General features: G+C 73.5%; 23 protein-coding genes. 12 read left to right on the top strand and 11 right to left on the bottom strand.

Features of this window, described 5'->3' with window-relative positions; all coding sequences use genetic code 11:
• Nucleotides 1-1,443, bottom strand: coding sequence for a MocR-like transcription factor YczR (gene yczR, locus WBQ80_RS09015; RefSeq protein ID WP_336573362.1), 1,443 nt, complete (start codon nucleotides 1,441-1,443; stop codon nucleotides 1-3).
• 66 nt (nucleotides 1,444-1,509) lie between these two features.
• Between yczR and yczE the strand changes: the two genes are divergently transcribed.
• Together yczE and WBQ80_RS09005 are read left to right on the top strand one after the other, a co-directional pair.
• The gene (gene yczE, locus WBQ80_RS09010; protein WP_336573361.1) at nucleotides 1,510-2,220 is read left to right on the top strand and encodes a membrane protein YczE; all 711 of its coding nucleotides are present in this window, start codon (nucleotides 1,510-1,512) and stop codon (nucleotides 2,218-2,220) included.
• Between the two features lie 152 nt (nucleotides 2,221-2,372).
• Nucleotides 2,373-2,627 (top strand): hypothetical protein, encoded by a 255-nt coding sequence (locus tag WBQ80_RS09005; protein ID WP_336573360.1) that lies wholly within the window; start codon nucleotides 2,373-2,375, stop codon nucleotides 2,625-2,627.
• A 97-nt stretch (nucleotides 2,628-2,724) separates the two neighbouring features.
• Here WBQ80_RS09005 and WBQ80_RS09000 read toward each other — a convergent pair whose 3' ends face one another.
• Nucleotides 2,725-3,483: a MerR family transcriptional regulator gene (locus WBQ80_RS09000; RefSeq protein ID WP_336573359.1), complete on the bottom strand. Its 759-nt coding sequence runs from the start codon at nucleotides 3,481-3,483 to the stop codon at nucleotides 2,725-2,727.
• Between the two features lie 206 nt (nucleotides 3,484-3,689).
• Between WBQ80_RS09000 and WBQ80_RS08995 the strand changes: the two genes are divergently transcribed.
• From WBQ80_RS08995 to WBQ80_RS08985, 3 genes are all read left to right on the top strand, one after another.
• On the top strand, nucleotides 3,690-4,532 hold the full coding sequence (locus WBQ80_RS08995) for a DUF4097 family beta strand repeat-containing protein (RefSeq protein WP_336573358.1): 843 nt from the start codon (nucleotides 3,690-3,692) through the stop codon (nucleotides 4,530-4,532).
• The gene (locus WBQ80_RS08990; protein WP_336573357.1) at nucleotides 4,529-5,140 is read left to right on the top strand and encodes a PadR family transcriptional regulator; all 612 of its coding nucleotides are present in this window, start codon (nucleotides 4,529-4,531) and stop codon (nucleotides 5,138-5,140) included. Before WBQ80_RS08995 ends, WBQ80_RS08990 begins: the two co-directional genes overlap by 4 nt.
• Before the next feature lie 143 nt (nucleotides 5,141-5,283).
• Nucleotides 5,284-5,814 carry a GNAT family N-acetyltransferase gene (locus WBQ80_RS08985; RefSeq protein WP_337282524.1) on the top strand — a complete coding sequence of 177 codons (531 nt, stop codon included), beginning with the start codon at nucleotides 5,284-5,286 and terminating at the stop codon, nucleotides 5,812-5,814.
• Here WBQ80_RS08985 and WBQ80_RS08980 read toward each other — a convergent pair.
• A complete protein-coding gene (locus WBQ80_RS08980) occupies nucleotides 5,811-6,980 on the bottom strand; it encodes an NAD(P)-binding domain-containing protein (protein ID WP_336573355.1) in 1,170 nt (389 codons plus the stop codon). The two genes, WBQ80_RS08985 and WBQ80_RS08980, sit on opposite strands and share 4 nt — an antisense overlap.
• 177 nt (nucleotides 6,981-7,157) lie before the next feature.
• Between WBQ80_RS08980 and WBQ80_RS08975 the strand changes: the two genes are divergently transcribed.
• Entirely contained in the window at nucleotides 7,158-7,364 is a 207-nt protein-coding gene (locus WBQ80_RS08975) for a DUF3073 domain-containing protein (RefSeq protein ID WP_067945635.1), read from the top strand.
• Nucleotides 7,365-7,416: 52 nt separating this feature from the next.
• Here WBQ80_RS08975 and WBQ80_RS08970 read toward each other — a convergent pair whose 3' ends face one another.
• From WBQ80_RS08970 to purM, 4 genes are all read right to left on the bottom strand, one after another.
• On the bottom strand, nucleotides 7,417-8,253 hold the full coding sequence (locus WBQ80_RS08970; protein ID WP_336573354.1) for a hypothetical protein: 837 nt from the start codon (nucleotides 8,251-8,253) through the stop codon (nucleotides 7,417-7,419).
• Nucleotides 8,254-8,412: 159 nt separating this feature from the next.
• On the bottom strand, nucleotides 8,413-9,078 hold the full coding sequence (locus WBQ80_RS08965; protein ID WP_336573353.1) for a hypothetical protein: 666 nt from the start codon (nucleotides 9,076-9,078) through the stop codon (nucleotides 8,413-8,415).
• A 72-nt stretch (nucleotides 9,079-9,150) separates the two neighbouring features.
• Nucleotides 9,151-9,915, bottom strand: a complete 765-nt coding sequence (locus tag WBQ80_RS08960) for an LLM class flavin-dependent oxidoreductase (RefSeq protein WP_336573352.1) — start codon at nucleotides 9,913-9,915, stop codon at nucleotides 9,151-9,153.
• A gap of 2 nt (nucleotides 9,916-9,917) precedes the next feature.
• On the bottom strand, nucleotides 9,918-11,036 hold the full coding sequence (gene purM, locus WBQ80_RS08955; protein ID WP_336573351.1) for a phosphoribosylformylglycinamidine cyclo-ligase: 1,119 nt from the start codon (nucleotides 11,034-11,036) through the stop codon (nucleotides 9,918-9,920).
• A gap of 69 nt (nucleotides 11,037-11,105) precedes the next feature.
• Between purM and WBQ80_RS08950 the strand changes: the two genes are divergently transcribed.
• From WBQ80_RS08950 to WBQ80_RS08940, 3 genes are read left to right on the top strand one after another with little or no spacing between them, the layout of a single operon-like run.
• Nucleotides 11,106-11,726, top strand: a complete 621-nt coding sequence (locus WBQ80_RS08950; protein ID WP_336573350.1) for a zinc-binding alcohol dehydrogenase — start codon at nucleotides 11,106-11,108, stop codon at nucleotides 11,724-11,726.
• A 48-nt stretch (nucleotides 11,727-11,774) separates the two neighbouring features.
• Nucleotides 11,775-12,209, top strand: coding sequence for a hotdog fold thioesterase (locus WBQ80_RS08945; RefSeq protein ID WP_336573349.1), 435 nt, complete (start codon nucleotides 11,775-11,777; stop codon nucleotides 12,207-12,209).
• A gap of 32 nt (nucleotides 12,210-12,241) precedes the next feature.
• A complete protein-coding gene (locus WBQ80_RS08940; protein WP_336573348.1) occupies nucleotides 12,242-12,973 on the top strand; it encodes a glutamine amidotransferase in 732 nt (243 codons plus the stop codon).
• A gap of 79 nt (nucleotides 12,974-13,052) precedes the next feature.
• Here WBQ80_RS08940 and WBQ80_RS08935 read toward each other — a convergent pair whose 3' ends face one another.
• Together WBQ80_RS08935 and WBQ80_RS08930 are read right to left on the bottom strand one after the other, a co-directional pair.
• The gene (locus tag WBQ80_RS08935) at nucleotides 13,053-14,006 is read right to left on the bottom strand and encodes a trypsin-like serine peptidase (protein WP_336573347.1); all 954 of its coding nucleotides are present in this window, start codon (nucleotides 14,004-14,006) and stop codon (nucleotides 13,053-13,055) included.
• Between the two features lie 195 nt (nucleotides 14,007-14,201).
• Entirely contained in the window at nucleotides 14,202-15,149 is a 948-nt protein-coding gene (locus WBQ80_RS08930) for a trypsin-like serine peptidase (protein ID WP_336573346.1), read from the bottom strand.
• A gap of 342 nt (nucleotides 15,150-15,491) precedes the next feature.
• On the opposite strand from WBQ80_RS08930, the gene purF reads away from it, so the two are divergent.
• Together purF and WBQ80_RS08920 are read left to right on the top strand one after the other, a co-directional pair.
• Nucleotides 15,492-16,949, top strand: a complete 1,458-nt coding sequence (purF, locus tag WBQ80_RS08925) for an amidophosphoribosyltransferase (RefSeq protein WP_336573345.1) — start codon at nucleotides 15,492-15,494, stop codon at nucleotides 16,947-16,949.
• Between the two features lie 68 nt (nucleotides 16,950-17,017).
• Nucleotides 17,018-17,419 (top strand): hypothetical protein, encoded by a 402-nt coding sequence (locus WBQ80_RS08920; RefSeq protein WP_336573344.1) that lies wholly within the window; start codon nucleotides 17,018-17,020, stop codon nucleotides 17,417-17,419.
• 37 nt (nucleotides 17,420-17,456) lie between these two features.
• Here the strand turns inward: WBQ80_RS08920 and WBQ80_RS08915 are convergent, their stop codons facing one another.
• Nucleotides 17,457-17,933, bottom strand: a complete 477-nt coding sequence (locus WBQ80_RS08915) for a hypothetical protein (RefSeq protein ID WP_336573343.1) — start codon at nucleotides 17,931-17,933, stop codon at nucleotides 17,457-17,459.
• Between the two features lie 58 nt (nucleotides 17,934-17,991).
• Nucleotides 17,992-18,396 carry a sterol carrier family protein gene (locus tag WBQ80_RS08910; RefSeq protein WP_336573342.1) on the bottom strand — a complete coding sequence of 135 codons (405 nt, stop codon included), beginning with the start codon at nucleotides 18,394-18,396 and terminating at the stop codon, nucleotides 17,992-17,994.
• 64 nt (nucleotides 18,397-18,460) lie between these two features.
• Here WBQ80_RS08910 and purD point away from each other — a divergent pair, with 64 nt between their 5' ends.
• Nucleotides 18,461-19,771 carry a phosphoribosylamine--glycine ligase gene (purD, locus tag WBQ80_RS08905; protein ID WP_337282523.1) on the top strand — a complete coding sequence of 437 codons (1,311 nt, stop codon included), beginning with the start codon at nucleotides 18,461-18,463 and terminating at the stop codon, nucleotides 19,769-19,771.
• Nucleotides 19,772-19,810: the final 39 nt, after the last annotated feature.

Below are 19,810 nucleotides of genomic sequence, written 5' to 3'. Positions count from 1 at the left end.
TCAGACCACTGCGGCCAGCACGCTCTGGTCGGGCACGGGCGTGCGGGAGAGCGAGCCCCAGGCGCGCCCGAGCGCGCGCACCGCGGCATCCGTCACGTCGGCCGGATAGCAGATCGGCAGGCGGAGGAACCGCTCGAAGGCGCCGTCGATGCCGAATCGCGGACCGGCCGCCACGATGAGCCCCTGGGTGCGCGCGGCGAGCGCGAGCTGCGAGCTCACGGGCGCGCCGAGGCCGACCCAGGTGACGATGCCGCCGTCGACGTGCGGCACGTGCCAGTCGGGGAACGCGTCGGCGAGTCGTGCCTCGAGGTGCGCTCGTCCGGCGCGGAGCTGTTCGCGTCGGAGCGCGAGGATGTCGTCCATGCGGCCGAGCAGCCGGGCGACGATGAGCTGCTCGAGGATGGGCGTGCCGAGGTCGCCCGGTGAGCGCACGGCGAGCAGGCGTCGGATCAGCGCCCGGTCGGCCCGGATCCATCCCACGCGGATGCCGCCCCAGACCGTCTTGCCGACCGAGCCGACCATCACGGCGGGGCCGTACGCGGCGAGCGGGAGCGGGTGCTCGCGTCGGTCGATGTCGAGCTCGGCCGTGGTCTCGTCGGCGATGACCACGGACCCCTGCCGGGCCGCGGCGTCGAGCACGCGTTCGCGGGCATCCGCGCTGAGCGACCGGCCCGTGGGGTTCTGGAAGTCCGGCATGAGGTACGCGGCGACCGGGTTCGAGTGGCGGATGGCGCGCACGAGGTCCTCGGCCTCGTCGACGGCGCCGAACCCCTCGGGCCCGGCATCCGCCGGCGACACCGACACGGGTACGAGGCGCGCGCCCGAGCCGCGGAGCGCCTCGTACGCGTGCGGATACGTCGGCGCCTCGATGAGGGCGCGGTCGCCGCGGCCGATGAGCGCCCGCGAGAGCAGCGCGATGGCGTGCTGGGCGCCGATGGTCACCATGACCTGCTCGGGGTTCGTCGGCAGCCCGCGCGCGGTGTACCGGTCGGCGATCGCCGAGCGCAGCGCCGGGGTGCCGATCGGGTCGAAGCCCGGGTCGCCCAGGTGCGCCGGCAGCTCGTCGGCCGCCTCGCGGGCGACGTCGGCGAGCCACGGGACCGCGGGCGGGGCGGCCTTCGAGAAGTCGACGTAGTCGGCACCCGGCGGCGCGGGCAGCATCGCGGGCGCGCCGGGCAACCGGGCGACGCTGCCGGACCCGCGGACGCTGTGCAGCAGGTTCTGGTCGCGCAGCTCGCGGTACGCCGCCGTCACGGTCGTGCGGCTGAGCCCGAGCCGCTCGGCGAGGTCGCGCTCGGCGGGCAGCCGCGTGCCGACCGGGATCCGGCCGTCGAGCACGAGCAGGCGGACGCGGTCGGCGAGCGCACGGTAGGCGCTGCCGCCGCCCGAACGCCAGTCGCCGAGGAGGGTGTCGAGTGCGCGGGCACTCAGGGTGGCATCCATGTTGCGAGCCAGAATAGGCGAATTGGCTCTTTGCGGAAAGGCCAATCGGCGGATTGGATTGTCAGCATGTCGTTCCGTCTCCCGCGCGGCCTTCGCACGACCGACTCCGCCCCGATCTTCGCGCGCCGCCTCGTGCAGCTCGTCGTGGGCCTGTACCTCTACGGGCTCGGGATCGCGCTCATCGTGCGCGGCGAACTCGGCGTCGCCCCGTGGGACGTGCTCACGCAGGGCATCGCGAAGCAGACGGGCCTCGGTTTCGGCCTCATCACGATCCTCACGAGCGGCGTGGTGCTCCTGCTGTGGATCCCGATCCGCCAGAAGCCGGGCTTCGGCACCGTCATGAACGCCCTGCTCGTCGGGCCGTTCGCCGACCTGTCGCTCTGGATGATCCCGACCGGCCTCGACCTCTGGGCGCGCATCGTCATGCTGCTCGGCGGCATCGTGGGGCTCGCCGTCGCGACGGGCCTCTACATCGGCGCGCACTTCGGGCCCGGACCGCGCGACGGCCTCATGACCGGCCTGCACCGCCGCACCGGATGGCGCATCTGGATCGTCCGCACCGGCATCGAGGTCACCGTGCTCATCACGGGCTTCCTCCTGGGCGGCAACGTCGGCATCGGCACGCTCGCGTTCGCTCTCCTCATCGGCCCGCTGTGCGGGTACACGATCCCGCTGTTCGCGGTGCGACGCCGAGCGGATGCCACGACCACTCGTGGCGGGGTGCCGGAACGGGACATCCCGCACCCCGTCACGGGCGCCACTGCCGCCCAGGCCTGACCGGACCGCGCCGGGCCTCGCGAACGCCGGGGGCCGCGCGGCGCGCCGCGCCCGGGAGCGGAGACCATCCCCCGATAGCGTGAGCCGCATCAGTTCGCGGGAGCGGACCCGGGTGGCCCGATCGCGTCTCGCGACGAATGAAGGGGAAGCACATGCGTCGACGCACCATCGCCCTCTCCGGCGCCGGACTGGCGGTCATCGCCTCGCTCGGCCTCACCGCTCCGGCATCGGCCGCCGAGCCGGCGGCCAACCCGAACGCCTCGTGCGTCGGCCAGACGTTCGTTCCCCAGGCGACGGGCGATCCGGGCGCGATCGCGGAGCGCATCGCCGAGATCAAGGGCTTCGGCTTCGGCAGCTTCGGCAGCATCATCAGCGACTTCGCGCGCTGGGAGGACTGCGCCGGGTGAGCCCCATCGGATGCCGCGGGGCGCGCTCCCGCGGCATCCGACTCGGTTCGCGCCGACGGCTGCGACCGCGCCTAGAGGTTCGCTTCCGCGGCCGCGCCTAGAGGTTCGCTTCCGCGAACGCACGCAGGGCGTCGCGCACGAATGCCGCCCCTGCCTCGCCGCCGTAGTTCGCCGCGAAGCGCTCGTCGGCCACGTACATCTCGCCGAGGCCGATGACGTAGCCCTTCACGTCGCCGCCCGGCTGGGCGGCCGGCGTGCCGGGCACCCCGGTGAGCCACTCCACGTGGCGCCGGGCGAGCTCCTGCGCTTCCGCGCCGTCCGGCGCGACGCCCGACTCCGCGGCCGCGATCCAGTCGCGGCCGAGGGCGGCCGTGCGCTCCTTCCACGCCCGCCGCTCGTCGTCGCTCATTCCGCGCCACCAGCGGTCGCCCTGCGCGTACGCCTCGGCGCCCCAGCGCTGCTCGACCTCGTCGCGGTACTGCGTGTGGTCGAACCCGTCGAACATGTCCTTCGCCATGATCTGTTCACCTCCTTCCAATGCCTCGATGGTCCGCTCGACCGACGCGACCTGGCGCGCCAGCCGGTCCTGCTCCTGCCGGAGCCACTCGAGGTGCCCGGCGAGGGCGCGCGACTCGTCGCGCTGCCCATCGAGCACCTCGGAGATGGCCGGCAGGCCGAGCCCCAGCTCGCGCAGCAGCAGGATGCGCTGCAGGCGCACGAGCGCGGCCCGGTCGTAGTAGCGGTAGCCGTTGGATCCGACGCGGGCGGGCTCGAGCAACCCGATGTCGTCGTAGTGACGCAGCGTGCGGCTCGTCGTGCCCGCGAGCCTGGCGACCTCCTGGATCGACCAGTCCATCACCGCCTCCTCTCCTCCGGCATCCGCTTCACCTCGATGGTAGAAGTTGACGCGACGTCAAGGTCAAGCGGGTGCCGCGAGCCGACGCTTGACCGCCGCTCGAACGCGATATATCGTGATTGCGACAACGCGATATATCGCGATCAGCGCCCGAGGAGGCGCCGGCGCAGCGGCATCCGCTCGCCCAGGAACGAAGGAGAAACCGCATGGCCATCGAGAAGTGGGTCGTGAACCCCGGCGAGACCCGGGTCATCGACCTCGAGCTCGTCCGCAAGCTCAAGGTCAGCCTGATCGGCGGCAAGGTCGACATCATCGCCCACGACGAGCCCGGCGCCCGCATCGAGGTGTCGAGCGTCTCCGGCAAGGACCTCATGATCCAGATCGACGGCGACTCGCTCGAGATCGACCACCCGCAGCTGCGGTGGGACAACTTCATCGAGGTCTTCAAGGGCTTCCGCGGCAACGCCAAGGCCGAGATCTCGATCCTCGCGCCGCGCGCCGTCGCGATGAAGCTCGGCGTCGTGTCCGGCGACGCGCTCGTGTCGGGCTTCGACAACGACGGCAGGTTCAGCGCCGTCAACGGCGACCTCGTCATCGACAACCACTCGGGCGACATCGAGTGCTCGAGCGTGTCGGGCGAGGTGTCGGTGGGCGACCACACCGGTCGCGTCGTCGCCCACACGGTCTCGGGCGACGTCACCGTCACGGGCGAGGTCGGCTCGTTCAAGGCCGACACCGTGTCGGGCGACATGATCCTCGACGTCCGGGGCACCCCGAGCCGCGTCGACACCAACACGGTGTCGGGCGACCTCACGGTGCGCTTCGACGCCGGCAGCGGTGCGCGCTACCGCGTCAACACGGTGAGCGGCTCACTGCTGCTCGACGACACGCAGATGCGGGGCATGCTCGGCAAGGGCTTCGAGCGCATCACGGGCGAGCTGCAGGGCACCTGGCTCGACCTCGCCGCGAACAGCGTCTCGGGCAGCATCTCGGTGATCCGCCGCCAGACGGCGGGGACCGCCGCCGGCGCAGGCGAGGCGTCCGCATGACCCCGCCCGTCTTCGCCCACGGCAACCTGCGCCTCTACCTGCTCGCCCTGCTCGAGGAGCAGCCGCGTCACGGGTACGAACTGATCCAGGCCCTGTCCGACCGCTTCGGCGGCACCTACTCGCCGAGCGCGGGCACGATCTACCCCCGCCTCGCGAAGCTCGAGGAGGAGGGCCTCGTGACCAAGCGGACCGACGGCCGGAAGTCGGTGTACGAGATCACCGGGGCCGGTCGCACCGAGCTCGAGTCGCGCCGCCACGAGCTCGACGCGATCGAGGACGACGTGACCGACTCGGTCCGCCGGCTCGCGCAGGGCGTCCGCGCCGAGGTGGATGCCGCGATGCGGACGCTGCGCGCCGAGCTCGCGAACGCCGCGCGCGAGGCCAAGAAGGCCGCCACGACCGAGTCGCCCGCTCCGCACCCGAGCGCGGAGTCGACCCGCGCGATGCACGAGGCCGACCTCGCGATCACCGAGTTCCGGCAGCAGATCCGGCTCGAGCTGCGCAACCAGGCGAACCGCAGCCGGGTGAACGCCGACACCGTGTCGCTGCTGCGCTCGCGCCTGGCCGACGTGCGCTCGGAGGTGCTGCGCGAGCTCGCGCAGCGCTGATCCCGCCGCGAGCGACGCACTCGATCGGGAGGACCCGCATCACGGCCGCCATTCCGGCCGACGGTGCGGATCCTCCCGCTCTCGAGACGCGGGTGGTCGCGGCGACGCGAGCGGATGTCGGCGGCATCCGCTTCACTCGGATGATGACGGATGTCGCACTGATCCCCTGGTCCGAGGACGACCTCGACCTGCTCCGCCGGGCGAACACCCCCGAGCTCATGGACCAGCTCGGCGGCCCCGAGACCGACGACGAGGTCCGCGCCCGCCACGAGCGCTACCTCCGCCTGGGCCGTGAGGGCGCGGCGCACCAGTTCCGCATCGTCATCCCGGATCACCCCGAGGGCGTCGGCATCGTCGGCTACTGGCAGCGCGAGTGGCGCGGTGAGCCGGTGCTCGAGGCCGGTTGGTCGGTCGAGGCGGCCCACCGCGGCCGCGGCATCGCGCCGGCCGCGGTGATCGAGATGCTCCGAACCGCCCGCGAACGGGGCGACCGCCTACCCGTGCACGCGTTCCCGCGCGTCGACAACCCCGCGTCGAACTCGGTCTGCCGCAAGGCGGGCTTCCGGCTCGTCGGCGAGGCCGACTTCGAGATCGCACCGGGGCGCGTGCTGCACGCGAACGACTGGGTGGCCGACCTCGTCCGGGCCGGCGACGGTGCGCCCGCGACGGCCTAGATCATCGCCATGATCTGGCGGGCGATCATGCGCCCGGCGCGGTTCGCGCCGATCGTCGACGCCTGGGGACCGTACCCGGCGAGGAAGACGCGAGGGTCGTTCCACGACGCGCCCTGACCCACCGTCACGCCGCCGGCCTTCTCGCGGAGCTTGAGCGGAGCGAGGTGACGCAGCTCGGGCCGGAACCCGGTCGCCCAGATGATCGCGTCGGCGCGCGCCGACGTCCCGTCGCTCCACACGACCCGGTCGGCCTCGATCCGGTCGAACATCGGCTTCGCGACGAGCAGGCCGCGGTCGATGCCGGCGGCGATGCGGCGGCTCTTCGGCACGCCCGTGCCGCTCACGATCGACGGCAGCGCGCGGCCCGCGCGGGCCGCCTCGTCCTGAGCCGCGACCGCGGCCGAGGCGCCCTCGAGGTCGAGCTCCTGGCGGTCGAGCCAGTCGATGGGACGCCGCGACACCCACGTGAGCCCGGCCGCGACGCCCTCGAGCTCGAGCATGAACCCGATGGCCGACGTGCCGCCGCCGACGACCACGACGTGCAGGTCGCGGAAGTCCTCGGCGTCGACGTAGTCCGACGTGTGGACGTGCCGGCCCCGGAACTCGGCCATGCCCGGGTAGTAGGGCACGAACGGGGATCCCCACGTGCCCGTGGCGTTGACGAGGAACTGGGTCCGCACCTCGCCCGAGGGCGTCTCGGGTTCCTCCGCCTCCTGGAAGGTCCGGCGGCGGCGGGCGAAGAACCCGCGGGCCTTCTGCTCCTCGACCGGCTGGGGCGTCAGGTCGCCGTACTGGATGCGCAGGTCGACGCCGTCATTCGTGACCCGGCGCACGTCGATGGGGCGGTGCACGCGGAGGTCGTAGTGCCGCTCGAAACGGCCGTAGTAGTCGGCGACGACCTCCTTCGCCGGAAGCGAGCGATCGGCCGTCTCGAAGCTGATGCCGAGCTCGGCCATGCCGGGGAGGTCGTTGACCTTGTGGGCCGTGCCGAGGCGCAGCGACGACCAGCGGTGCTGCCAGGCGCCGCCCGGCCCCGGGGCGCGGTCGAGCATGACGAAGTCCTCGTCGGCGACGAGCTCGAAGCGGCGCAGGTAGAACGCGACCGAGAGGCCCGCCTGACCGGCGCCGATCACCGCCACCTTCACGCGCTCGGGGATCGCATCCACCCGTCTATCTCAGCATGTCCGCGCACTCCGTGCGGTCGCTCCGGCCCTCCGCGCACCGCCGCGGGGGACGGCGTCCGGACCTCGCGGCGGTGCTAAACTATCGGCCGGGATTGATCATTATCAGAAGAGCCGGGTGACGCATATCCCACCCGGCCAGACGTCGTAAGGGGGTCACGCATGGGGCGCGGCCGTCAGAAAGCCAAGCACACCAAGGTCGCGCGGGAGCTCAAGTACTTCAGCCCCGCCACCGACTACAGCGCTCTCGAGCGCGAGCTCACGGCTTCCAACCACGACCACTACGACGACGAAGCGTCGAAGTGGGCGGAGTACGCCGCCGACGACGACTCGTTCGTGGCCGACGACGGAACCCACCGGGCCTCCTGACCACCACGGCACGCTCCCGCTGAGGCGTCGCTCGGCCGACCGAACGGCGCGATCACCGCGGGGCGTACGATCGTGCGCCCGTCGGGCCGAGGTCGCCCGAGCGCGGCCGCGAAGCGGCGACGGGCGTCGGCGCGGGCGCGACGCGAAGCTCGTACCTGCTCACGTCGAGGCCCGGCACCGTCGCCTCGCGATCGGTCGAGGCCATGACGAACCCGGCGCCGGTGAACGGTCCGCGCACCTCGCCGGGCTTCAGCACGACGCGCCCGCCGTCGGGCAGCCGCACCTCGAGGGTGTCCGTCCGGTCGCCGGACCGCTCGGCGACGAGCTCGAGCGCCACGTCGTCGCCGTCGCAGCCCGCCTCCTCGATGCGGTCGAGCGCCTGGCTCCGCCCGTCCCAGACGGCGAGCACGTAGGCGCTCCCGTCGGTTCCGCACGCGACGCCCCACCCGGCCCCCGATTCGCCGAGCACGGTCACGCCGCCGACGTAGACGGCGTCGGCGTCGGCGGCGGAACCCGCGGGCAGCGCGAGGGTCGCCGCGACGGCCATGGCATCGGTCGCCGGCGAGGCGGTCCAGAACGGGTGCATCGCTCCGGGGTGGTCCGCCCGCAGCTGCAGCACGGAGCCGACCACCTCGGCGGTCCAGCCGTCGTCGGAGACGACCGGGCCGTCGGGCTCGTCGGCGAAGTCGACCGACTGGAGCGGGACGAGGTCCGCCGCGGGATCCGAGCCGAGGAGCTGCACGCCCAGCACCGCGGCGCCGGCGATCGCGAGCACGAGGGCACCGGCGCCCGCGATGGTCCGCGCGCGACCCGGGCGACGTTCGGGCGCGGACGGCGCACCCGCGGCCTCCGGTCCCGTCCGGGACGTCGACTCGATCGGCTCCCCCATCGCGCTCCCCCCACGATCGGTCCTCCGGCACGCCCCGTCGCTGCCGGCCGCCGCGCCCGGGGACCGTGCTCGCGGCATCCGTCGTCGGCGACTGCGATCACCGTACCGGCGTCGCGCCCGACGCCCGGAAGGCACAAGGTCCCGCGTGCCGAGGAACGATCAGCGCCGCGTCATCCGCCGCAGGCCCCACCCGGTGACGATCGCGACGGTGAGGGCCATGAGCACGCCCGCGACGGCGAACCCGGCGAACACCGCGGCGGGCGCCGTGGATTCGTCGACGAACGGCGACGGCAGGAACGTGAACACGAGGCCGACGAGCCACGCCGCCATGTTGAGCGGGATCCAGCGCCACGCCCGCGTGATGCCCGCCGCCCGCAGCACCGGCCACTGCGCGACCGGGATCGTCGCGAGCAGGACGAGGCCGCCGACGCCGACGGCGATCCACGTCACGGGTGCACCGAAGTCGAGCGGCATGCCGAGGTCGTCGAGCGTCGGCGGCAGCATCCCGATCGACCAGGCGACGGACGCCGCGGCCGCGGTCGCCGCGACCCAGCGCCCCACCGGGACGGCTGCACGCGTCCCGCGCAGCGCGAGCGACTGGCCGAGCCCGAGGAGCGCGCCCTCGCCCGCCCCGGCCACCACGAGGACCGCCCACGTCGACCACGCCGGGAGGCCGAGCGACGCGGCGAGCCAGAACCCGGTGACCGGGACGAGGAATCCGACGCCCTCGCCGACCACCGTCAGGCCGACCCACCGGCCGAGCGCCACGGGAACGCGATCGCGTTCGCCCGCGACCACGGGCGGCGCCTCGGATCGGGTCGTCATGCGCGCCACGGTAGCCCGCCCTCGCGGCGCACGACACGGCCCATGGTCCCGTCGGACCGTGGGCGCGCCGGGTCAGCCGGCGGACGCCCGCCAGCGCGCCGCCTCGTCGGCGAAGCGCTCGAGCTCGTCGAGCGTGCCGCCCGCGGTGATCGCGCGCAGGACGACCTCGTCGACCACGTCGTAGGCGGCCAGGCGGGCGCCCCGGTCGATCGTGGCGTCGATCGGCTGGACGCCGAGGCGCGCGAAGTTCGCGGCGTAGGACGAGTACGACCCGTACCGGTCCGCCTCGCGCTGCAGCGCCGCCCGCGCCACCCCGTCGACGATGGTGCGCACGTACAGCACCCCGCGCACGGCGCGCGCGCGCCGGCCCGCGTCGTGCCGCAGGTCCTCCATGGCGTGCGTCGCCGCCGTGGGCGTCAGCCAGTTCAGCACGACGGCGTCGGCCTGCTCGGCGGCCACCCGTCGCATGCGCGGACCGAGCGCGCCGACGGCGATCGCGGCCCCGGTGCGGGCCCGCAGCTCGGCGATGCCGTCGGCGACGACCTCGAGCGGATGCCGCGCACCGCCCGACCCGATGCCGATCGTCGTGCGATCGGCGGGGAGCCCCGCGAGGTCGAGCTTGGACGCCGGTCGCCGGTCGAGCGGGATCACGCCGGTCGCGAGCCGGAGCCGTTCGGTGACCTCGGCCGCGACGCGCAGGCCCGCGAGCGAATCGCCGCCCGGAACGTCGTTCAGCCAGAGCGCGTCGAGGCCGAGCCGCTCGATCCGCGGCGCGAGCGCACGGAGGACGTCGTGGTCGGTCGTACCGGCCAGGCCGATCGAGACGGACGCCCGCACGGTCAGTCCGCGTACGACCCGACCAGGCGCACCGCGCCGCCGTCGACGCCCTTGGCGCCCTGCTCCCACCCGTCTGCCGGTGCGATCGCGCGCAGCTCGCCCATCGCCACCGTGCCGACCTGCCAGGCCGGCAGGCCGAGCGCGCCGAGTTCGTCGATGACGGATGCCGCGGCATCGGCTGCGACGACCGCGAAGAAGCCGATGCCGAGGTTCCAGGTGCCCTCGGTGGACTCGAGCGTGGTGCCCGCGAGGTCGTTGAGCACGCGGAAGACCGGCTGCGGCGACCAGGTCGACCGGTCGACCTCGACCCGGGAGCCGCGCGGCAGCACGCGCGCGAGGTTCGCGGCGATGCCGCCGCCCGTCACGTGCGACAGCGAGTGCACGGCGGTGCCGAGCGCGTCGTGCGCGAGCAGCTTCACGAGCGGGCCGGAGTAGAGCCGCGTGGGCTCGAGGAGCGCCTCGCCCCAGGTGGTGCCGAGGTCCGCCGCGGCATCCGTGTACCGCAGGTCCGCGTTCGACAGGATGTGCCGGACGAGCGAGAACCCGTTGGAGTGCAGGCCGCTCGACTCGATCGCGATGACCGCGTCGCCGTCGAGGACGCGCTCGGCGCCGAGGGCCCGGTCGGCCTCGACGACGCCGACGGCCGCACCCGCGACGTCGTAGTCGTCGATGCCCATGAGTCCGGGGTGCTCGGCCGTCTCGCCGCCGACGAGGGCCGTGCCGGTCTCGGCGCACGCGCGCGCGATGCCCGTGACGATCGACGCGATGCGCTCGGGCACGACCCGGCCGCACGCGATGTAGTCGGTCATGAAGAGCGGGGTCGCGCCGACCACGACGATGTCGTCGACGACCATCCCGACCAGGTCCTGGCCGATGGTGTCGTGGCGGTCGAGCGCCTGGGCGATCGCGATCTTCGTGCCGACCCCGTCGGTCGACGTCGCGAGCAGGGGACGGCGGTAGTCCTTCGCGAACGAGAGGTCGTAGAGGCCGGCGAACCCGCCGACGCCGCCGAGGACGTTCGGGCCGTGGGTCTTCGCCACCGCCTCCTTCATGAGCTCGACGGCGAGGTCGCCGGCGGCGGTGTCGACTCCGGCAGCGGCGTAGGACGAGTTGGCGCTCACCTGTCAAGGGTACCGGTGCGACTGCGCGGCGCCGGGCCGCATGCCGGGGGCGGACGGTAGAATCCGGGTATGCACGCGGGGTCCACGCCGTCGTGGGTGATTCGCGAGAACGCGAGCACCGGGGTGCTGCTCGCGCTCTACCTGCGCGAGGTGCTCGGCATCGCCTCACCCGCCGAGCTGCCGCGCCTGCGCGACGTGGGGCGCGTCGGCCCCGACGCCCGCCCGCGCGACGTCGACGCCCACGACGCCCTCGAGAGGCAGTGGCGCGAGTGGTGGACCATGACGGTCGAGCCCGAGGAGCACCCGTCGCCGGTGCCGCTCGAGCTCGTCGACGAGTACGGCACGGCCGTCGCGCTGCCCGTCTCCGGGGCCGAGGCGCTGGCCGCCGCCATCCCACCGCACGCCGAGGCCGCGCTCGCGTGGACCGAGTGGGCGCACGAGCGGTACCGCACGGCATCCGCGGCGCGCTCTGGAGACACCTACCGGGCCTACGCGGGCACGATCGCGGAGCACGAGCGCGAGGTGGGGCGACGCGCGCACTCGTTCGAGCTGAACGTCGAGGTGCTGCCGCTCGGGGCATCGGGTGTCTGGTGGATCGGCCGCAAGACCGTCGCCGTCACCGACCAGCTGCGAGCGGATGCCGCGGCGTTCGACGACGCGATCCACCCCATCATCGCCGAACTCGCCTGAGCCGGGCGGCGCCGAGCGGCACCCGGGCGTCGTGGCAGACTCGAGCGCATGAGCATCTGGTTCGGCGAGCCCTCGCTGGAGTGGGCGAACTCGCGCGGCGAGCAGGCCATGATCCGCACCCTCGGCATCGAGATGACCGAGCTGACCGAGGACTCGCTGAAGGGCCGCATGCCGGTCGACCACCGAACGCGGCAGCCCGCGGGGGTGCTGCACGGCGGGGCGTCGGTGGCGCTCGCCGAGACGCTCGCGAGCTGGGGCGCCTCGTTCACGGTGGATCCCGCGCAATACTACTGCGTCGGCATGGAGATCAACGCGAACCACGTGCGTCCGGTCACCGAGGGGTGGGTGTACGCAGAGGCGCGCCCGATCACGCGCGGCCGCACGACCCAGGTCTGGGACATCCGCATCACCGACGAGCAGGGCCGCCTCGTGTGCGTCTCGCGCTGCACGATGGCCGTGCTCGCGACGCCCTCGCAGTACTGACGCCCGACGCGACCCGCGCGTATCGTGGGGCCGTGAAGCCGTTCGTCCTCCTCGCCACGCGCGCCGAGGACGTGCCCGCGGACGAGGAGTACGCGCTCTTCCTGCGCGGCACGGGCCTCGACGAGCGCGACCTGATCCGGGTGCGCCTCGAGGCCCGACCCATGCCGCCGCTCGACCTCGACGCGCTGTCGGGCATCTTCGTCGGCGGCGGGCCGTTCAACGCGTCCGACCCGCCCGAGCGGAAGTCGGCGGTGCAGCACCGGGTCGAGGCCGAGTTCGCGGCGCTGCTCGACGAGGTCGTCGCGCGCGACTTCCCGTTCCTCGGCGCGTGCTACGGCGTCGGCACCGTCGGCGTGCACATCGGCGCGACGATCGACCGCACGTTCGGGGAGCGCATCGGCGTCGTGCCGGTGACGCTGACCGAGGCGGGGGCCGCCGACCCGCTGCTCGCGGGACTGCCGCCCACGTTCAACGCATTCGTCGGCCACAAGGAGGCGATCCGGACGCTTCCCGGCCCGGCGACCCTCCTCGGGTCCTCGCCCGAGTGTCCCGTGCAGGCGTTCCGGGTGGGCCGGAACGTCTACGCGACGCAGTTCCACCCGGAGCTCGACCTCGAGGGCATCGTCGTGCGGATCCACGCGTATGCGAGCTACGGCTACTTCGCCGACGGCGAGCTCGAACTCACCCTCGCGGCGGCCCGGCGGGCGCCGGTGTCGGAGCCGAGCCGGATGCTGCGGAGCTTCGTCGAGCTGCACGCCCGGTGACCATCGCCCTCCGGGCCGCCCGCCGGCACGACGGAGCGCCCCGCACCGACGAGTGCGCGGGGCGCTCCGGTGCAGCGGATCAGCCCGCCGCGGCGGTCGCGTAGGTCGACTGCGCGACCGACCCGTAGTACGGCCCGAACATCACGTTCGGGATGTTGTTGTACCCGAAGCTGTTCACCGAGTTCTGCGCGCCCGACGAGAGGAACCAGGGTCCGCCCGACGACCCGCCCGTCATGTCGCACGGGATGCCCTGCGACTGCGTCTGGCCGTACGGGTCGGCGCTCGCGGTGCCCGCGCAGGACTGGAGGGTCTGCCCGTCGAACGGCGCGGCGGCGGGATAGCCGAACGCCTCGTACGCGAGGCCGCGGGCCTGGTTGAAGGCGATCGGCGTGGCGCCGACCGCGGCCGCGAGCGTGCGGCCGTTCAGCGGAGCGACCTTCGCGAACGCGGTGTCGTAGGTGATGTCGCCGCCGCGGGTCCACTGGGTGGGCGCGGTCAGGGTCGTCGCCGTCCAGCGGCCGTACGGCGCGCTCCCGTTCTGGTACGCCGGCACGAACACCCAGTTCGTCGCGTACTTGCCCTTCCCGGCGTGCACGCAGTGCGCGGCCGTCGCGACGAGGCTCGCGTTCGCGGCGCTCACCGAGTTGCCGGAGCACACGTAGTTCTTCCCGCCCAGCGTGAAGAAGACCTTGCCGATGTTCGCCACCGGGGCTTCGGCGGCCGCCATCGGCGTCGCCGACCCGCCGCCGGCGCTCGGCTTGCCGTACGTCACGGGCGCACCGGCGGCGACCTGCTTCGCCGGCGTCGACGCCGACTTGCCGGCGAGCAGCACGTCGGCGGGGATCGCCGAGCGCATCCGTTCCGCCGTCCAGTACGAGGCGGCGGCGGCCGCCTCGGCGGCGGGCACGGCGCGCTGGTCGATGCCGGGCGGCGGGGCGGGCGGTGCGGCCGAGGCCGCGGTCGGCACGGCCAGCAGGCCGCACGCGACGAGGGCCGCGCCGGTGAGGGCGGCGCGGAACGAGGTGAGCTTCATGGACGGATGGTCCTTTCGTCGGGCGGCGGCCCGGTCGTCGGTGAGCCGGTCGTCGCGTCGTCGTCGATCGCCGGGAGCCGGATCGGCTTCCCGCTCCCGGGAACGCCCGGAAGTCGTTGCTCGGCACCTCGGGACGCGGGGTGCGCGCCCGGGGAGGGTGCGGGGCGCCCGTCCCGCGGCGCCCCGCTGATCGCGTCAGTACGACGCGATGGCCGAGTAGGTGCTCTGCGCCACCGAGCCGTAGTACGGCCCGAACATGGTGTTGCGGATGGCGTTGTAGCCGAAGCTGTTCACGGAGTTCTGCGCCCCCGAGGAGAGGAACCACGGGCCGCCCGAGGAGCCGCCGGTCATGTCGCACGGGATGCCCTGCGACACGGTCTGCCGGTACGGGTCCTGGGTCGCGGTGCCCGAGCACCCCTTGAGCGTCTGGCCGTTGAACGGCGACGCCGCCGGGTAGCCGTACGCCTTGTACCAGAGGCCGCGCGCCTGGTTGAAGGCGACGGGCGTCGAGCCCACGGTCGCCGAGAGGGTCCGGCCCGAGAGCGGGGCGACCTTGGCGAAGGCGACGTCGTAGCTCAGGTCGCCGCTCTGCGTCCACTGCGACGGGGCGACGAGCGCGGTCGCGGTCCAGCGACCGTAGGGTGCGCTGCCGTTCTGGTACGCGGGGACGAAGACCCAGTTCGTGGCGTACGAGCCCGGGCCCGAGTGCACGCAGTGCGCCGCCGTCGAGACGAGGCTCGCGTTCGGAGCGCTCACCGAGTTGCCGGAGCACACGTAGTTGGCGCCTCCGAGCGTGAAGAAGACCTTGCCGACGTTCCGCACCGGGTTCTCGTTCGTGGCGTTCGGCTGGGGGGCGCCGCCCTTGACCGGCTTGCCGTACGTCACGGGCGCGCCCGCGGCGACCTGGGGCGCGGGCGTGGCGGCGCGCTTGCCCTCGACGAGCACGTCGGCGGGGATGGCCGAGCGCATGCGCTCGGGCGTCCAGTACCCCGCGGCGGCGGCCTGCTCGGCGGCCGGGACGGCACGGCGTTCGACGCCCGGCGGCACCTCGGGCGGGGCGGCGTTCGCCGTGAGCGGCGCGGCCAGCAGGCCGCAGGCGACGAGCGCCACGCCGGCGAGGCCGGCACGGAAGGAGCGTTTCATCGGTTGCCCTTTCTGTAGGCGGTCCGAGCCGGAGGTAGGGTTCCGGCCCGGGGTGTTCGGTGCGGTGAGCCTGCCACGTGACCCCCGTACGGGGGTAGGAGGGGGTCCGGATTTCGCGGATTCCGACAGCGTGGTCGCGCTCACCCGAAAAACTCCGCGCGAAACCGACGAGGTGCAGTAGCGTTCACCGTTTGCGCGGTCGGCATCCACGCCGGGCGTCGCGCGCGGTCGCGTGCTCACGTGAGCAGCGCCATCCGCCCAGCCGGCTCACACGCGCGCGTGTGGGAGGATTGATCGTCCAGCTCGGACTCCCACCCACCCCCACGAGGAGCCATCGCGCGCATGTGCGGCATCGTCGGCATCGTCTCCACCGAGCCCGTCAACCAGCAGATCTACGACAGCCTGCTGCTCCTGCAGCACCGCGGCCAGGACTCGACGGGCATCGCCACGGCCGACGGTTCCGTCTTCCACATGCACAAGGCGCGGGGCCAGGTGCGCGAGGCGTTCCGCACGCGCGACATGCGCTCCCTGCTCGGCACCATGGGCCTCGGGCACGTGCGCTACACGACCAAGGGCGCCGCCGAACGCGAGGAGGAGGCGCAGCCGTTCTACGTGAACGCGCCGTACGGCATCATCCTCGTCCACAACGGCAACCTCACGAACACGCGCGAGCTCTCGGGCGACCTCTTCCGCATCGACCGGCGCCACGTGAACTCCACGAGCGACACCGAGATGCTGCTCAACGTGCTCGCGACCGAGCTGCAGGGCCGGATCACGGGCCTCGAGCTCGATCCCGACCAGGTCTTCCGCGCCGTCGAGCTCGTGCACGAGCGGGTCGAGGGCTCCTACGCCGTCATCGCGATGATCGCGGGCTACGGCCTCCTCGCCTTCCGCGACCCGTTCGGCATCCGGCCGCTCATCCTCGGCAAGCGCACGACCGAGGGGGGCAGGGACGAGTGGATCGTGGCCTCCGAGTCGCTCGTCCTCGAGAACGGCGACTACGAGGTCGTGCGCGACGTCGAGCCGGGCGAGGCGATCTTCGTCACGCTCGACGGCGAGATGATCTCGCGCCAGTGCGCTCCGGACCACCGGCTCGTGCCGTGCTCGTTCGAGTACGTCTACCTCGCCCGCCCGGACTCGATCATGAACGGCATCTCGGTGTACGAGGCGCGCCTGCGGATGGGCGACCGCCTCGCGACGACCATCGAGACCCACATGGACAAGGGCGACGTCGACGTCGTCATGCCGATCCCCGACTCGTCGCGGCCCGCGGCGATGCAGGTCGCCCAGAAGCTCGGCATCGAGTACCGCGAGGGGTTCTACAAGAACCGCTACGTCGGCCGCACGTTCATCATGCCGGGCCAGGCGCAGCGCAAGCGCTCGGTGCGCCAGAAGCTCAACGCCATGGGCACGGAGTTCAAGGGCAAGAACATCCTCATCGTCGACGACTCGATCGTGCGCGGCACGACCTCGAAGGAGATCGTCGAGATGGCCCGGGCCGCGGGCGCCAACAAGGTGACCTTCACGTCGGCGGCGCCGCCCGTGCGCTACCCGCACGTGTACGGCATCAACATGCCGAGCCGCGCCGAGCTCATCGCGCACGGCCGCAGGATCCCCGAGATCGCGCGCGAGCTGAACGCCGACCACATGATCTACCAGGAGGTGGCGGACCTGCAGGCCGCGATCACCGACGGCACCGGCATCGGCGAGCTCGACCTCTCGTGCTTCACGGGCGAGTACGTCACGGGCACCGTGACGCCCGAGTACCTCGACTGGGTCGAGCGCACCCAGCTCAGCTGACGCCCGGTCCGGGCGGCCTTCCAGCCGCGCCACGGCATCGCCCCAGCCTTCGCTGCGAACATGCCGTCATGGGTGAGACGACGGATGCCGCGGCATCCGCTGCGGCGACGATCGAGTACCTCGGCGTGTACGACGCGGACGGCGGCGTGATCGGCGAGGCGAGCTACGTCATCGGGCACCTGCTCGGCCGGGCGGAGTGCGCCCTGTGCGACATCACGCACACGTGGCGGCGCAAGCCCGCGTGGGACGCGATGGTGGTCCGGCTGGGCGCGCCGTTCGCGCTCGCGCACCGCAACGAGGTGACGGATGCCGCCGCGCTCGCCGCGATCGCGGTCGCGGGGCTGCCCGTCGTGCTCGTGCGCGAGTCGGGCGGCCCGTGGCATCCGGTGCTGCGCCGCGCCGACCTCGAGCGCGCGGCCGGCAGCGTCGACGCGTTCGAGCGGATGCTCGTCGCCGCTCGGGCGCGCTGAAGGCCGCGACCCGACCCCGGCCCGGCGGCGCCCTCGGTCAGGAGGCCCGGTCGTCCTCGACGTAGTGCGTGGCCTCGTGCTCGGCCACCGCCTCGCGGCCGCGCTTCGTGAGCATCCGGTCGACCACGAGCGCCACGACGCCGCCGAGCGCCGCGCCGATCGCCCCCGCCCACAGCAGGAGGAACCCGAACACCTGCCCGCGATCGAACTCTGCGTTCTCGGGGAACGCGAACGTCAGCACGAGCGCGACGACGACGCCGACGGCGACGCCGGCGAGGATGAACGCCGGGTAGCGCGGTGCGCGGCGCACCGTCACGGCGTCGCTCGTCACCTCGGTCTCGAGGTGCTCGCCCGGCTGGTCCGGGTCGACCTCCATGCGCTCGACCCTGGGATGCGCGGCGTCCGGGTGCTCGACGCGCTCGACGGATGACTCCGGCGCCCCCGGCGATGCGGACTCGCCGGGGGCCGTCGGCTCGCGCTCGGTCGGGTCGGGTCGGTTCGGCGCATCGGTCACGGGGCCATTCTCCCCCACGCACCTCGGCGCGCGATGGATGCGGTGCCCGGTGCGGGGCTCACCGCAACCGGTCGGCGTCGATGACGGGGACCGCGCCCGTGAGGTCGGCTCGCTGCCCGGAGGCGTGCACGCGACCGGTCGCCCGCGCGCCCTCCCAGTCGAGGCGACCGGTCGCGAGCGCGAGCCAGGTCGCGGGATCCGTCTCGACGACGTTCGGCGGGGTGCCCCGGGTGTGCCTCGGGCCCTCGACGCACTGCACGGCGCCGTACGGCGGCACGCGCACCTCGACCGAACCGCCGGGCGCCTGCTCGGCGAGCAGCTGCAGCGTGTACCGCACCGCGAGCGCGAGGGTCGTGCGATCGACCGCCGGCGGCTCCCCCGCAGCGAGCCCGTCGCCGCCGACCCGCGCGACCACGCCGACGGCCGCCCTCCCGATGTCGTCGCCGATCCGCGCGCGTGCCATGCACCCCATCCTCCCCCACGTCACGCCCGGTGTCGCGGCGAGGGCGCTCCGGTAGCCTGACGGAGTGAGAATCCTCGTCCTCGGTTCGGGCGCGCGCGAGCACGCCATCATCCTGGCCCTGCTCGACGAGGAGGCGGGGCACGAGATCGTGGCCGCCCCCGGCAACGCGGGCATCGCGGCATCCGCCACGTCGTCGGCCCGCGGCAGCGTCGAGACCATCGCGCTCGACCCGACCGATCCGGTGATCGTCGCCGACTACGCGATGGACAACGACATCGAGCTCGTCGTGATCGGCCCCGAGGCGCCGCTCGTGGCCGGCGTGGCCGACGCCCTCCGGACCCGCGGGATCGCGACGTTCGGCCCGGCCCGGGCCGCCGCCCAGCTCGAGGGCTCGAAGACCTTCGCGAAGCGCGTGATGGAGGCCGCCGGGGTGCCCACCGGCCGCGCCGCGCTCGTAGACTCCCTCCCCAAGGTCGTCGCCGCGCTCGACGAGGTCGGCTCGCCGTACGTCGTCAAGGCCGACGGGCTCGCCGCGGGCAAGGGCGTGCTCGTGACCGACGACCGCGAGGCCGCGCTCGCGCACGCCGCCCACTACCTGCAGCAGGGGCCGGTGCTCGTCGAGGAGTTCCTCGACGGACCCGAGGTGTCCCTGTTCCTGCTCTCCGACGGCTCGAACGTCGTGCCGCTGTCGCCCGCGCAGGACTACAAGCGCCTCCGCGACGGCGACGAGGGCCCGAACACCGGCGGCATGGGCGCCTACTCGCCGCTGCCCTGGCTCGACGAGCGCTTCGGCAGCGAGCAGGCGTTCGTCGACGAGGTCATCGAGACCATCGCGCTGCCCACCATCCGCCGCCTCGACGAGGAGCAGACGCCGTTCATCGGGCTGCTGTACGCGGGGCTCATCATCACGAGCCGCGGCATCCGCGTCATCGAGTTCAACGCACGCTTCGGCGACCCCGAGACGCAGGTCGTGCTCCCCCGTCTGTCCACGCCGCTCTCCGGCCTGCTCTACGCCGCCGCGACGGGACGGCTCGCCGAGCACCCGCGGCCCGAGTTCCGGCCGGATGCCGCGGTGACGGTCGTGCTCGCCAGCGAGGGCTACCCCGAGGCGCCCGAGACGGGCCGCCGGATCGACGGGCTGCTCGCCGCGGCATCCGTGCCCGGCGTGCACCTCGCGCACGCCGCGACCGCCGTCGGGTCGAGCGCCGACGACCGGGAGCCGCACCTCATCGCGACCGGCGGCCGCGTGCTCAACGTTGTCGCGGTCGGGGACGGGTTCGCCGAGGCCCGCCGCCGCGCCTACGAGGCGCTGGGACACCTGCGGCTCGAGGGCGGGCAGTACCGCACCGACATCGCCGCGCGGGTCGCGGACTGACGAACGCGCGGCCGGCCGACGGTCGGCGGCGGCACCGAG

The organism is Agromyces sp. CCNWLW213, assembly GCF_037199545.1.
Taxonomy (GTDB): domain Bacteria; phylum Actinomycetota; class Actinomycetes; order Actinomycetales; family Microbacteriaceae; genus Agromyces.
This window is presented reverse-complemented; position numbering and strand designations above follow the sequence as displayed.